At 65.4% G+C, this 13,303-nt stretch carries 8 protein-coding genes and 1 tRNA gene; 2 read left to right on the top strand and 7 right to left on the bottom strand.

Annotated features, from left to right (window positions below; all coding sequences use genetic code 11):
- The first annotated feature begins 27 nt into the window (after positions 1 to 27).
- Entirely contained in the window at positions 28 to 837 is an 810-nt protein-coding gene (locus AC6EKW_RS05310; protein ID WP_273887360.1) for a DeoR/GlpR family DNA-binding transcription regulator, read from the top strand.
- Position 838: 1 nt separating this feature from the next.
- On the opposite strand, the gene AC6EKW_RS05305 is transcribed toward AC6EKW_RS05310, so the two are convergent.
- From AC6EKW_RS05305 to AC6EKW_RS05275, 7 genes are all read right to left on the bottom strand, one after another.
- On the bottom strand, positions 839 to 2,914 hold the full coding sequence (locus tag AC6EKW_RS05305) for a bifunctional aldolase/short-chain dehydrogenase (RefSeq protein ID WP_498513846.1): 2,076 nt from the start codon (positions 2,912 to 2,914) through the stop codon (positions 839 to 841).
- A gap of 18 nt (positions 2,915 to 2,932) precedes the next feature.
- Positions 2,933 to 4,162 (bottom strand): L-rhamnose isomerase, encoded by a 1,230-nt coding sequence (gene rhaI / locus AC6EKW_RS05300; protein WP_420542031.1) that lies wholly within the window; start codon positions 4,160 to 4,162, stop codon positions 2,933 to 2,935.
- Complete coding sequence (locus tag AC6EKW_RS05295; protein ID WP_498513845.1) at positions 4,159 to 5,625, bottom strand: rhamnulokinase; 1,467 nt, start codon at positions 5,623 to 5,625, stop codon at positions 4,159 to 4,161. The genes rhaI and AC6EKW_RS05295 overlap by 4 nt, the downstream gene beginning before the upstream one ends.
- 31 nt (positions 5,626 to 5,656) lie before the next feature.
- Positions 5,657 to 7,036: an MFS transporter gene (locus tag AC6EKW_RS05290; RefSeq protein WP_498513844.1), complete on the bottom strand. Its 1,380-nt coding sequence runs from the start codon at positions 7,034 to 7,036 to the stop codon at positions 5,657 to 5,659.
- Positions 7,037 to 7,155: 119 nt separating this feature from the next.
- A complete protein-coding gene (locus AC6EKW_RS05285) occupies positions 7,156 to 9,888 on the bottom strand; it encodes a family 78 glycoside hydrolase catalytic domain (protein WP_498513843.1) in 2,733 nt (910 codons plus the stop codon).
- A gap of 306 nt (positions 9,889 to 10,194) precedes the next feature.
- Positions 10,195 to 10,267, bottom strand: a tRNA-Ala gene (locus tag AC6EKW_RS05280).
- 238 nt (positions 10,268 to 10,505) lie between these two features.
- On the bottom strand, positions 10,506 to 11,744 hold the full coding sequence (locus tag AC6EKW_RS05275; RefSeq protein ID WP_498513842.1) for a SpoIID/LytB domain-containing protein: 1,239 nt from the start codon (positions 11,742 to 11,744) through the stop codon (positions 10,506 to 10,508).
- A gap of 157 nt (positions 11,745 to 11,901) precedes the next feature.
- On the opposite strand from AC6EKW_RS05275, the gene AC6EKW_RS05270 reads away from it, so the two are divergent.
- Positions 11,902 to 13,302 carry an APC family permease gene (locus AC6EKW_RS05270; protein WP_498513841.1) on the top strand — a complete coding sequence of 467 codons (1,401 nt, stop codon included), beginning with the start codon at positions 11,902 to 11,904 and terminating at the stop codon, positions 13,300 to 13,302.
- Position 13,303: the final 1 nt, after the last annotated feature.

Genomic DNA, 13,303 nt, shown 5'->3' with positions numbered 1-13,303 from the left:
GATGTCCGCGTCCGTGGTGGTCGTAGGATGAGCGTGCGGGGAGACGCGAACGGGAAGAGGCGGCGCAGGGTCATGCCCGCCGAGAGGCGGGAGATGATCTCCGAGATGGTGCGCAAATCCGGGAGCGTGACGGTCGCCGCGCTCGAGGAGACCTTCGGTATCTCCCCGATGACCGCGCGCCGGGACCTCGCCATCCTCGAGGACGAGGGGAGGGTGAAGAGGATCCACGGCGGGGCCGTGCTGCCCGGCTTCGCCCGGCGGGAGGACTCCTTCCAGCGGCGGCTGGAAGAGGAGCGGGAGGCCAAGGAGAGGCTCGCACGGGCGGCGCTCGGGATGCTGGGTTCGGGCGAGACGCTCTTCGTGGACTCCTCCACCACCGCCTACTACGCCGCGCGCCTCATCCTGCGCGAGGGGCTCGATGCGACCATCCTGACCAACTCGCTGCCGGTGATGTCCCTCTTCACCACCGACGAAGCTCCGAAGGTCTCCCTGATCGGGGTGGGAGGCACCCTGCGCAAGCTGACGCTCTCCTTCGTGGGACCACGGGCCACCGAGGATGTCGAGGCCCACTTTGCCGACCGGGCTTTCGTCTCGGTCAAGGGCGTCACGCCCGACGGCTACCTCACCGACCCGGACCCCCTGGAGGCCGAGGTCAAGCGCGCCATGATCCTGCATTCCGAGGAGCCTATCCTGCTCGTGGACGGCGGCAAGTTCTCCCAGAGGGGCCTGAACCGCATCGCCCACATCTCGGAGGTCTCGACCGTCCTCGCCGCCGATGCGCCGGAGCAGAGGCTCAAGGAGATCGCCGCCGGCGGAACCAGGGTGAGGCGGGTCTAGCCTACCTGGGGTAGGCCTCCCTCACCCCGCCGTCGACGTTGAGGACGTTGCCGGTGCTCTTGGCCGAACGCTTCTCCGAGGCGAAGTGCAGGACGGCCTGCGCCACGTCCTCGGGGAGGACGTTGACCTTGAGGGTGGTGCGCTCGCGGTAGTGCTCCTCGAGCTTCTCCGGCGGGATGCCGTACGAGCGCGCCCGGCCCTCCCGCCACTCCGAGCCCCAGATCTTCGAGCCCCGGAGCACCGCATCCGGGTTGACCGTGTTCACCCGGATGCCCGCTTCCCCGCCCTCTTCCGCGAGACACCGCGCCAGGTGCAGCTCGGCCGCTTTCGCCGAGGAGTAGGCCGAGGCGTTCTTGCCGGCGGCGAGGGCGTTCTTGGAGGCGACGAAGACGAGGCTCCCGCCCACGCCCTGCCGCTTCAGCACCCGGAACGCCTCGCGTGCGACCAGGAAGTACCCTTTGGCGAGCACCCGGTGGTCACGCTCCCACAGCTCGACGCTCGTCTCCTCTATGGGCGCGCTGGAGGCGAGCCCGGCGTTCGAGACGACGATGTCCACCCCGCCGTAGGTGAGGACGGTCTTCCTGTAGGCCCTCTCCACGGCGTCCTCGTCGGTCACGTCCACCGCGACCGCCTCGCCGGTGCCGTCGAGCTCCGCGACGGCCTCCTCGGCACCCGCCCCGTCCAGGTCCGCCGCGACGACGCACGCCCCTTTTGCGGCGAGCTCGTCTATCGTGGCACGCCCTATACCGCCCGCCCCGCCGGTGACGAGCGCGACGCGACCTTCCAGTTCCCCCGGTGGGGGAGCCAGGGTGAGCTTGTACAGTTCGAGCGGCCAGTACTCGACCGCGAAGGATTCCTCTTCCGTGAGCGAGACGAACTCGTCCACGGCGGAGGCGCCGCGCATCACGGCTATCGCCCGGTAGTAGAGGTCCCTCGAGAGGGAGGCGGCCTTGAGGTTCGCGCCCGAGGCGACCATCCCGACGCCCGCTATCAGGACGACCCGCGGTGAGGGGTCGAACATCTTCTCCTCTCCGGAAGAGTTCTTCTCGAAGTACTCCCTGTACTCCTCGCGGTAGCTCCTCACCACCTCGGGCAGCTTCGCCGCGAGCTCGTCCGCGTCCCCGGTCCGCGGGTCGAAATCTACCCAGAGCGGGCGCATCTTGGTGTTGACCAGGTGGTCTGGACAGGCGGCACCCACCTGCGAGAGCTCCGCCGAGTCCCGTCCGCAGACGAACTCGAGTACCTCGTCCGAGGCGTCGAAACGGAGGATCTTCGGTCCGTCCTGCGAGAGCGCCCCGCGCAGGACGGGGAGCACCCGGTAGAGCAGCTCCTCGCGCGCCCTCTCCTCCAGCGGGGGGATGGCTTCTCCGCCGAAGGGCTCCGTACCGGCCGCACGCTCCGCGACGAACCGGGAGGCGCGGTTTACCGCCTCGATCGTGTTCGCGTAGGACTCCTCGCCGGACTGGCCCCAGGTGACGAGCCCGTGCTTGGCCAGAAGGACGAAGCGGGCGCGTGGGTTCTCCCGCACGGCCTCACCGACCTGCTTCGAGAGGGTGAAGCCGGGGCGGATGTAATCTATCCAGATCGCCTCCTCCCCGAAGCACTCCGCGGCGAGATCCTTCCCGTTTCTGGCGCAGCAGAGCATGTTTATCGCGTCGGGATGGGTGTGGTCGACGTGGGGGTGGGGGATGAAGGCGTGCAGCAGGGTCTCTATCGAAGAGCGGGGCATCTCCGGGGCGAGCTGGCAGCGGGAGAGGTAGGAGACCATCTCCTCGTCGGCCATCTCCTCCCGCTCGTAGAGGGGCAGGACCTCCTCCAGCTTCAGGCCGGTGAAACGGTCCGCCGTTATGGTGGCCAGGTCCGACCCGGAGCCCTTGACCCACATGACCTCGATCTCTCGGCCGGTGTGATCGCGCTCCCTCGTCTTCACCGAGGTATTGCCCCCGCCGTAGTTGGCCACGGCGCGGTCTCTGCCGAGCAGGTTGGAGCGGTAGGCGAGCTCCTCGAGGGGCGAGAGCCCCTCCGCTTCCTCCTTTCTCCAGAGGTTCTCCGTCGTCGCTGCGATTCTCGTCTCCATGTCTTCCCTCCGCTCCCTCTAGTTCCAGCCCGCGGGGGTGCCCCCGCGGCGCTCCTCGGTTGCCTTTTGCATGTACCCGCTCTCCCGGAAGGCGCCCACGGGGTCCGGCGAGGCCCCGAGATCCTCCCTCACCTTCGTGCACAGCGGCCTCACGTCGGTTGCGCAGGCCTCCTGCAGGATGCGGTGCGCGCCGAGGACGTCCCCCGAGAGCCTGGCCTCGCGCAGCGCCCGGCGGTCCACCAGCAGGGCCTTCGCGTAGGCCTCCTGCAGGTTCACGACCGAGAGGATCATCGCCTCTATCTTCGGCTCGACGTTGTGCGACTGGTCTATCATGTAAGAGATGTGCCTTCCTTCCTCCTCGGCCTCGAGGAGCTCGACGTAGATCAGGAAGAGCTCGAACGGGTTGGTGGAGCCCACGATCAGGTCGTCGTCGGCGTACCTGCGGGCGTTGAAGTGGAAGCCCCCGAGCCTGCCCTCAGCGAGGAGCAGCGAGACGATCTGCTCTATGTTCGTCCCCTGCAGGTGGTGACCGAGGTCCACCAGAACCTGCGCCCTCTCGCCGAGGCGCTGGCATATCGTGAGCGCGGCCCCCCAGTCCGGGATGTCGGTGTGGTAGAAGGCCGGCTCGAACGGTTTGTACTCGACCAGAAGCCGCATCCCTCGCGGCATCGCGTCGTAGAGCTCCGAGAGGCACCCGAGCATCCTGCCCCTGCGCTCCGAGAACGAGTCCTGACCCGGGTAGTTGGTCCCGTCGGCGAGCCAGAGCGAGATCTCCTCCGAGCCCACCTCTTTCGCTATCCGGACGCACTCGAGCAGGTGGTCCGTCGCCTTTCTCCTTATCTTCTCGTCCGGGTTGCAGACGCTCCCGAGCCTGTAGTCTTCATCCTGGAAGAGGTTCGGGTTCACGGCTCCTATCCGCATTCCAAGAGACTCCGCGTGCTCCCGGAGAGCCCCGTAGTCCTCCACCGCATCCCACGGGATGTGTATCGCCACCGAGGGTGAGATGCCGGTGTGGCGGTGCACCTGCGCGGCGTCCGCGATCTTCTCGAACGGATCCCGGGGAACCCCCGGCTGAGAGAACACCTTGAAGCGCGTCCCCGAGTTTCCGTAGCCCCACGAGGGGGTCTCCACCCTTTGCGCCCTCAGCCGCCCCTCTATCCCCTCCGGGTCCAGCCCGCGCTCCGCGATGGAGCTTACGAGCCTCTCGTAGGCTTCCCTGGATCTACCCTGCACGAGACCCTCCCTCATCTCCGATTTGCGATCTTCACGAAGCGTTCCTTCAGAGCATGCCACCTCTCGGGCTCTTGCGGTTCGTACCGTCTGAGGCCGAACGAGCGGGCGACGACCTCCCTCATCCGTGCGAGGGACTCCACCTCTCCGGCGGCGTACGCCTGGACGAGCGCGTTACCCGCGGCCGTGGCCTCGACCGGACCTGAGACCACTGGAAGTCCCGAGGCCTCCGCCGTCATCCGGCACAGAAGCTCGTTCTGCGAGCCGCCGCCCACCACGTGCACCACCTCGAGGTCCCGCTCTGTGATCCCCGCCGCCTCTTCGATCACCAGCGCCTGCTTGAGCGCCAGGCTCTCGAAGATGCACCGGCACACCTCGCCGACTCCTTCGGGTGGATTCTGTCCGCTCTTCGCGCAGAAGCGCTCGATGCGCCCCGTCATGTCTCCCGGCGTGAGAAAGAGAGGGTCGTCCGGGTCCACGAGCGCTCCACCTGGAGGAGCCTCCCCCGCAAGACGGCAGAGCTCCTCGTAGGAGTACACCTTTCCCCTGCGCGCCCACTCCCTGCGGCACTCCTGCAGCAGCCACAGCCCCATCACGTTCTTGAGGAAGCGCGCCCTCCCGCCGAAGCCTGCCTCGTTGGTGAAGTTGGCCTCCATCGCTTCCTCGCTCATCACCGGCGACGGTAGCTCCACGCCCACCAGCGACCAGGTGCCGCTGGAGACGTACGCGAAGCTCTCCGTCTCCGCCGGGACGGCCGCCACCGCCGAGGCCGTGTCGTGTGAAGCCACGGTGACCACCGGGACCTCCCCGAGTCCCGTCTCCTCCCGGACGTGGGGCAGGAGGCGACCGAGCGTGGTGGCTGGAGGTACCAGATCCGGGAAGATACGCTCCGGGATCCCGAGCCTCTCCATCAGCCCCCGTGCCCAGCTTCTCTTCGAAGGGTCGTAGAGCTGGGTGGTCGAGGCGTTGGTCTCCTCGCAGGCCGTCTCCCCGCAGAGCCAGTAGTTCATGAGGTCAGGGATCATGAGCAGGGTCTCCGCGGCTTCCATCAGGGGAGAGCCCTCCAGCGCGAGCAGCTGGCAGAGGGTGTTTATCTGCAGAAACTGGATGCCGGTCGTGCGGTAGATCTCCTCCTTCGGCACCCTGCGGCAGGCCTCCTCTACCGTGCCGTCCGTGTACGGATCCCTGTAGTGCCGGGGGGAGGAAAGCAGCCGGCCTCCTGCGAGAAGCCCGAAGTCCACCGCCCAGGAGTCGACCCCGATGCTCGCCGGGTTCCCGCCCGCCGCGGCGAGCCCCCGCTCCACCTCCTGCAAAAGATGGAGTGCGTCCCAGTAGAGCCCGTCCGGCAGCCGGACCGGGACGTTGGGGAAGCGGTGGACCTCCTCCAGAGAAAGGCGGCCTCCATTGAGGCGGGCGCGAAAGACGCGCCCGCTCTCGGCCCCGAGGTCCACCGCGAGGTATGTCGTGGTCCCTGATGGCATCGCTACCCGATTGTAAGGCCGGCGTGTGGCATCAGCCCTTCACCTCGCTTTGTGTGGTTTCCTTCGTGCCTGCCGCCTTGTCACTGCGTTCTGCTTCTATCTCTTCCAGCGACTTCCCGGCCGTCTTCGGCATGAAGAAGAAGCCAACGACGCCGCTGATGAAGAGGAAGACCGTGAGCAGAAGGGCGGCGGGCTTGATGCCGGTGGCCGCAATGGTAGGCAAGAAGAAGCTCCATATCCCGAGTACCACCCGGGCAACCCCGAACGTGATCCCCTGCGCCGTTCCCCTGAGCAGCGTTGGGAAGAGCTCCTGCGACCAAGTCTTGTAGAAGGCTTCTCCCGCTATCGTGCCCCCGAGACCGAAGAGGACGATATTGGCTATGACGGTAGGGGTGTTGAGCGGGAAGATGACCCAGGCCAGAAATGCAGCCACCGACATGATGGCTCCAGTGCCAAATATTACGCGCCGTGCTCTGTCGCTGCGATCATTGAACGGCATGAAAATGAAGAAGACGGATATCGCCGTGAGCACGAAGCCGACCGCCTGCAGCCCGACACTCGATGCCTGACTTTCTGCACCGAGGGTCCTCACTATGTAGGGGAAGAAGATACCGTTGGTTCCCGCGGCCAGGTTCCAGAACGTATAGAAGATGCCCGTGTAGGCGAGGGCTCCCAGGTTCGCCCTGCTGAACAGGCCGCGCAGATGGCTCTGGACGTGCTGTGGTATGGGCGCCAGCTCTGGCTGTTCGGAGGCTGCCGAGGTGCGGCGCGTCTGGCCCGCGCCGGAGGCGGCGGTCCAGCGGGCCGACTCGACGAGCCCTCGTCGCAGATACCAGGTGACGAGCGCTATTACGAAGAGGTGTCCGAAGACTATCCTGGTTCCCGTAAGTCCGAAAGGTGCGAATATGAACGCCAGTACCAGAACGACTACCGGCCCCACGCTCCACGCCACCTGGGTGAGCCCCATCAGCCTGCCCCGGGCTTTGCTCGGGGCGAACTCTCCGACCAGCGCGAGCGAAGTCGGCACATCGGCCCCGACCGCGACTCCTATGAGCACGGTCCCGATGAACAGCAGCGGCGCGTTGGCGGAGATAATGATCAGCAGAATGCCCAGCGCATAGACCAAAAGGTCGTACTGATATATACGTTTGCGCCCGAAGAGATCCCCGGGCCGGCCGCCGATGAACGAGCCGATCGCCGCTCCTATGGCGTTGGGACCTATCGCCGCGAGTGCTCCGATCGCTGAACTGCTCAGGTGCAGGTGCTGCTGCCACAGCGCCAGTCCAGAACCCAGCGCCACGATGGATCCTGCATCGAGATACGAAGCCATCCCGGCGAGGACCGTCCATCTCCAGTGCTGGCGGGTTACCCGCTCTTCTACCCTTCCGTTCCCTTCTTCGGGGCCAGACATGATAGTTCGACTCCTTCCTTTCCCCAGTCTCTTTCAACAGGGAGGCCCGTCAAACCTTCTTGTGGTTTAAACAGTGTTTCTTGTTGTCTCCTCCTTCCCCGAGGGCATGTGTGCCCTCGTCATTGGTTCGACGATGCGGTGAACTCGTACTCGCCGGATCCGACCTTCAGGATGGTGTGGCCCTTTCCTTTCTTCACCACCTCGATACCCTCGGCTTCCTGCAGGGGGACGCCACTCTCCTCTATCCGGTCCGGTGTGGCGGGGAGATGTACGGTCGCGGTGGTGTTGGGAGGAATGGATGCCCGCAGGCGGAACGTGCCGTCGGAGAGCTCCCAGGCGCTCGTGATCGGACCACGCACCGACTCGTAGGACGCGCGGGCCCATCTCAGCTTCCCCCCGGGACGCGGACGGATCACGACATGCCCGTAGCCGGGATCCGCGGCGTCGATGCCCGCCACGTACCTGTAGAGCCACTCGCCCACCGACCCCAGCGAGTAGTGGTTGAACGAGTTCATGTTGGGCGACTGGAAGCCTTTCTCTTCGGTCCAGCCGTCCCACCTCTCCCAGATGGTCGTCGCCCCGTGCTTTATGGTGTAGAGCCAGGATGGGAAGCTCTCCTGGTGCAGGAGCCGGTATGCGACGTCGGCGTGTCCCGTCTCCGCTAGAACGGGCAGGAGGTATCCCACCCCGGCGAACCCGGTGGAGAGGTGCCAGTCCTCCCGCTCGATCGCCGCAACCAGGTGTGAGGCCGCGCCCTCTCGTTTCTCGTCGGGCAGGAGATCCATGTGTAGCGCCAGCGCGTAGGCCGTCTGCGTGTCGCTCTTTATCTTCCCTTCGGGGGTGACGTAAGCCTCGTTGAAGGCCCTCTTTATCTTCTCGAAGAGCTTTTCGTACTTCGCGGCGTCCTCTTCTCTGCCGATAGCTTCTGCCATCTCGGCCATGAGCTTCGCGTCGTAGGCCCAGTAGGCGGTGGCGAGGAGCTCCCTCGGCGTGTCGTCGCCGAAGGGGGCGAGCCAGTCGCCGTAGTTGTTGTTGAGGCGGTTCTTGCGCAGGTAGTCCGGGTTGGCCTCGCGGATGTAGTCCATCCAGCGTTCCATCGCTCCGTAGTGTGCTGAGATCATGCGGACGTCACCATAGACCCGGTAGATGGTCCAGGGGACTATGATCCCAGCATCACCCCACGCCGGGGCTCCGTCGCGCAGGGTGACGACCCGGGGTGCGACGTCGGGGAAGCCACCCTTCGCTGACTGCGCATCGACGACGTCCCGCATCCACTTGGTGAAGAATGCCTGCACGTCGGCGTTGAAGGAGGCAGTACGGATGAAGACCTGGGCGTCACCCAGCCACCCGAGGCGTTCATCCCGCTGCGGGCAATCGGTCGGGACCGAGAGGAAATTCCCCCTCTGACCCCAGACGATGTTGCTCTGCAAGCGGTTGACCGTCTCGTCCGAGCACTCGAAGCTGCCCACCAACGGTGTGTCGGAGTGGAGTACGCGCCCGGTCACGGCCTCCAGAGGGGGCTCTCCAGGATACCCGCTGACCTCGACGTAGCGGAAGCCGTGGAAGGTGAAACGCGGCTCGTAGACCTCCTCGCCCCCGCCTCGCAGGATATACGTGTCGGTCTGGCGGGCCGTGCGCAGGTTCTCGGTGTATATCGTGCCGTCGGGGTTCAGCACCTCGGCGTGGCGCAGCCTCACGCCGGTCCCCGCTTCTCCGCGCACCTTGAGCCGCACCCGCCCGACCATGTTCTGCCCCAGGTCGAAGACGTAGACACCGGGAGCGGGCTCGGTCACGGATTTCGCCCCTACTTCCTGGGTGACCCGGATCGGCTGGGAGGGCTCGGCTACGAGCATCTCGTCCCCGAGCTCTTCCGTTTTCACCGGGAGCCACCCCGAATCGTCGAAGCCCGGCTCGTCCCAACCATCCATCTCCAGCCGGGCGTCGTAGCACTCTCCCATGAGGAGGTCGGAGTGGAGGATGGGCCCGGTCGTGCTCCGCCACGAGCCGTCGGTCGTGAGGCTCACCGTGGTGCTGTCTTCGTACTCGACGTTCAACCGGGCGAGGAACTGCGGCCTCTCTCCGTAGTGCGCTCCCCGGCGCTTGGGGTCGAAGCCGACGTACCCGCAGTACCAGCCGTCGCCCAGTATCGCCCCGATGGCGTTCTCGCCTTTCCTCAGCAACCCCGTGACATCGTAGGTCTGGTACTGGATGCGCCTGTGGTAATCCGTCCATCCAGGAGCCAGCTCATGATCTCCGACCCGCTCCCCGTTCAGATGTGCTTCGTAGAGCCCGCGAGCGGTGGCGTAGAGCCTCGCCCTCCGTACGGGTTTCTCGAGCGTGAACGTTTTCCTCAGGTACGGCGACGGAGCGAGTCCTGCGGCCACCTCGTCGAACTTCTCTCCGGTAGGGGGCTCGTGCGCCGCGGAAGGGTCTTCTCCTAATCCTATCCAGCAGCCTCCCCAGTCCCTCCTCTCGAGAAGACCGGTCTCCCAGTACGAAATATCACTCCATCCAGAGGGCTCCCCGTTTTCGTCCCAGACGCGCACCCTCCAGAAGTATCGTGTGCCGGAGACGAGGTGCGGACCCTCGTAAGTGGCGAGCGGAGCATCCGTCTCCACCCTGCCGCTATCCCAGCGAAGAGAACTTTCTCCGTCTGTGAAGTCTTCTCTCTTCCCAGCCACCTGAACTTGATAGGCGCTCTGCAGTTTCCCTCTCCCGGAAGCTTCGATCGACCAGCTCAGTACGGGTGCCGGGTCGTCCACGCCAAGCGGCTCGCCCAAACCCCCACACCTCAACCTTACCGGTACGAGATCTGACACCTTCCCCACGACCTCCTGTAACCTCGCTTGCATCATGATCTTTTTGCTGGTCTTTATATATCGTTTATGTCCCTAAATCCCCCACAGATTATTATTTTCGATCATTATTAGCACAGCTGGTGTGCGGGTGCAAGCGAAGCCTGATCGGGGGGATTGATCCTTGCTGGTGCGGGTGTGATGAACTCGTTGGGAGTGCGGTCATGGTGAAAGGATGTGAATCGGAGGTGATGAGGACAGACGTCCCGGGGTTCATCTCGGGAGGGCTGTCAAAGCCCCCGGAGTCCTCCGGGGGCTTGCCGTTACGGTGGAGAATCTGGTTGGTTTACCGGGATTTTCGAGTGGACCCGACGAGACTCGAACTCGTGACCTCCGCCATGCGAAGGCGGCGCTCTCCCAGCTGAGCTACGGGCCCAGGACGCGGTTATCCTAACACAGAACCGGAGATCCATCAGGGGGTTTGGAGAGAACGAAAAGGGCTGGGAAAGGGATCCCTCTCCCAGCCCCGCTGCGACAATACGCCGCAGCACATGACTATGCCGGAAAGCCTATGTCAACCTCTCCTGTCCATCGGACCTTACCTCCCACTCGGAGGGGCAGTTCCTGTCATACGAGTACCCGGGTGGTGTGGGGCTCAAACATGGGGGTGGGGTTCAGCCGCCCCTGCACGCGGCTCCGAAGGAGACGCGTGCGCTGGGGAGTGATGTGGCGTGGTAGATCGAGCCGTCGGCGCGGATCAGATCTCCGGGGGAGAAGGCGTAGCGCACGGCGTACTCGCCGGAGACGATCCTTTTGCCCTGCGTTCCGTCCACCTCGACCTTCGTGACCCTGCCGGAGGGGGAGCGGCCGAGTACCCGCACGCCGGTTATGGCGCCGATGCCGAGGCCTGGGGAGCTCCACGGCGAGATCGTGCCGCTCCAGCGCATCCAGGGAGAGCCGCCGATCGCGTCGTACGGCCGACCGGCGGGGGTCGTGTCCTTCATCGCCTTCAGGTAGGGTTCCGGCCCGAAGACGTAGGAGGAAGCCTCGGTGTAGCCACCGTCGGAGGAGTAGTAGAAGGCCTTTATGGGGCTGCCGGCGTACGTCGCCACGACCCCGCGCGTCTTGGACACCGCGTGGTTCGTCGAGGGAGTTTCGGAGGAGGCTCCGAGGTACCTCTCGTCGCTCCCGGTGAGGTCGAAGACCCTCGCGTGGGCCTCCAGCGCCGAGCGGGCGTAGGAGCGGCTCGCGACCGCCTGGGCCTCGAGCGCGGCCTGGGGCCAGGATGGGGGCATCTCGTTCGGGACGACCCCTCTCACGTACCCCTCCAGTCCGAGCCGGTTCACCAGGTAGAAGCTCCCGCCGGAGACTCTGACGATGAGCGCTCCCCGGTAGCTTCTCCCCCCGTAATGCAGGAATTCTCCCGAGGCTCTCCGGAAGATGATCGGACCCCGGTAGTCACCGAGTTTTTTGCCAGAGGAGAGGTTCGTGACCCGATAGAGCCCTTTGCTCGTCAGGTACCCGACCCGGTAGTCGCCGGGACCGAGCGTGAGGGAGACGCCGGTCCCGGACGGGGCGAGCCTCGCCGTGCCGCCCGGAGCGACCCAGATGGTATAGGCTCCACCGCTGGATTTCCTTGCCAGCAGCACCCGCACCAGCGGGTTGTTTCCGTATCTTGTGAGGCGGACGCCGTGGTAGTAGGCTTTTACGATCCGCGCATAGCCCTGGCCTGAGACGGCCCGCCCGTAGGCGCCGTACTGGGAGAGGCCGACCCCGTGTCCGTAGCCCGACCCGCAGACCGGGATGCCGGTCGTAGCCCGTACAGGGACTGAGACCTGGAGGGTGAACAGGGCCGAAGCGAGCAGGGTGATCGCCGTCATGGTCGCGGCTCTCAGACGGAGGATAGGTTTCATGCAGGGTCCTCTCGTTCTCGTCTCGGGGCACTCACGGAGCTTTTCGGCTGCGCAGGAAGATTACTTTAGCTTTCGGCCATGGATGATGCGTGTTTCGGCGTGCTAAGATGCCCGGGTTTTACGGAGTTTCGTCCGGAGGCGGGAGGTTTCGGGTCGTATGAGTGAAGACAGGGTAGGGGTCGAGTCGTTCGGTTACAGGCAGGAGCTCAAGCGCTCGCTGGGGTTGTGGGATCTCGTGATCTACGGCCTCATATTCATGGTCCCGATAGCCCCCTTCGGGATCTTCGGGAGCGTCTACGCCATCTCCAAGGGCATGGTCGCCCTCGCCTACGTCATCGGCATGGTCGGGATGGTGTTCACCGCGATGAGCTACTCCGAGATGTCGCGGGCCTTCCCGCTCTCGGGTTCCGTCTACACCTACGTGGGGCGCGGGATCGCCCAGCCACTGGGGTTCCTCGCAGGGTGGGGGATACTCCTCGACTACGTCCTCGTGCCCACGTTGCTCTACGTGGTCTCCGGGGCCGCAATGCAGAGCGTGATCCCCGGCGTCCCGATCTGGGCGTGGGTGCTCGCGTTCATCGTCTTCAACACGATCATCAACTACCTGGGCATCGAGATGACCGCACGGACCAACCGCATCATGCTCGTCGCCGAGCTCATCGTGCTGGCGATCTTCCTCGTCTTCGGCATCCTGGCGATCGCCTCGGGCAGAGGCGGGGTGCACTTCTCGTTCGATCCGCTCTACGATCCCGGGAGGTTCTCACTGCACCTGGTCTTCGGCGCCGTCTCGGTCGCGGTGCTGAGCTTCCTCGGCTTCGACGGGATCTCGACGCTCGCCGAGGAGAACCGGGAGGACGCGCGGCAGATAGGGCGTTCGATCCTGCTCGCGCTCTTCCTCGCGGGGGCGCTCTTCATAGTGCAGACGTGGGTGGCGGCCCTCCTGGTCCAGAACCCCCAGCACCTGATCAACACCCCCTCGGCGCAGGACAGCGCCTTCTACGACGTCGCGGGCTTCGCCGGCGGACGCTGGCTCGCCGTGCTCACGGCGGTCGCCACCGCCGTGGCCTGGGGGTTCGCCGACGCGCTCGTGGCGCAGGCGGCCACCTCCAGGCTGCTCTACAGCATGGCCCGCGACGGGCAGCTGCCGCGGATCCTCTCGCGCGTCCATCCGCGCCGGCGGGTGCCGGAGAACGCCATGTTCCTGGTGGCGGGCGTCTCCGTCGTCGTGGGGCTGTGGGCCTCGGCGCAGAGCAACGCCATCACGCTCCTCAGCACGCTGGTCAACTTCGGGGCGCTCTTCGCCTTCTTGCTTTTGCACGCATCGGTCATCTACTACTTCGGGGTGCGCCGGCGCAGCGGGAAGTGGGGGAGGCACCTCCTCTCCCCGGCGATAGGGCTCGTGATCATCGGCTACGTCCTCTCGCAGGCGTTCCCCTCGGCGAAGACCGTGGGGCTCATCTGGCTCGCGATAGGCGTCGTCGTGGTGATCGTACTCAGGATGACGGGAAGGCGGGTCGAGCTCTCCGGGCTCTCCGACGGTCAGGAAGGGAAGGAATAGA

It is taken from the genome of Rubrobacter sp. M3-4, from assembly GCF_059772285.1.
This window is presented reverse-complemented; position numbering and strand designations above follow the sequence as displayed.

Coding starts and splice junctions, on each gene's coding strand:
- rhaI (WP_420542031.1), bottom strand. CDS start 4,162: ATGAGGGAGGGTCTCGTGCAGGGTAGATCCAGGGAAGCCTACGAGAGG.
- AC6EKW_RS05270 (WP_498513841.1), top strand. CDS start 11,902: ATGAGTGAAGACAGGGTAGGGGTCGAGTCGTTCGGTTACAGGCAGGAG.
- AC6EKW_RS05295 (WP_498513845.1), bottom strand. CDS start 5,625: ATGCCATCAGGGACCACGACATACCTCGCGGTGGACCTCGGGGCCGAG.
- AC6EKW_RS05290 (WP_498513844.1), bottom strand. CDS start 7,036: ATGTCTGGCCCCGAAGAAGGGAACGGAAGGGTAGAAGAGCGGGTAACC.
- AC6EKW_RS05275 (WP_498513842.1), bottom strand. CDS start 11,744: ATGAAACCTATCCTCCGTCTGAGAGCCGCGACCATGACGGCGATCACC.
- AC6EKW_RS05305 (WP_498513846.1), bottom strand. CDS start 2,914: ATGGAGACGAGAATCGCAGCGACGACGGAGAACCTCTGGAGAAAGGAG.
- AC6EKW_RS05285 (WP_498513843.1), bottom strand. CDS start 9,888: ATGCAAGCGAGGTTACAGGAGGTCGTGGGGAAGGTGTCAGATCTCGTA.
- AC6EKW_RS05310 (WP_273887360.1), top strand. CDS start 28: ATGAGCGTGCGGGGAGACGCGAACGGGAAGAGGCGGCGCAGGGTCATG.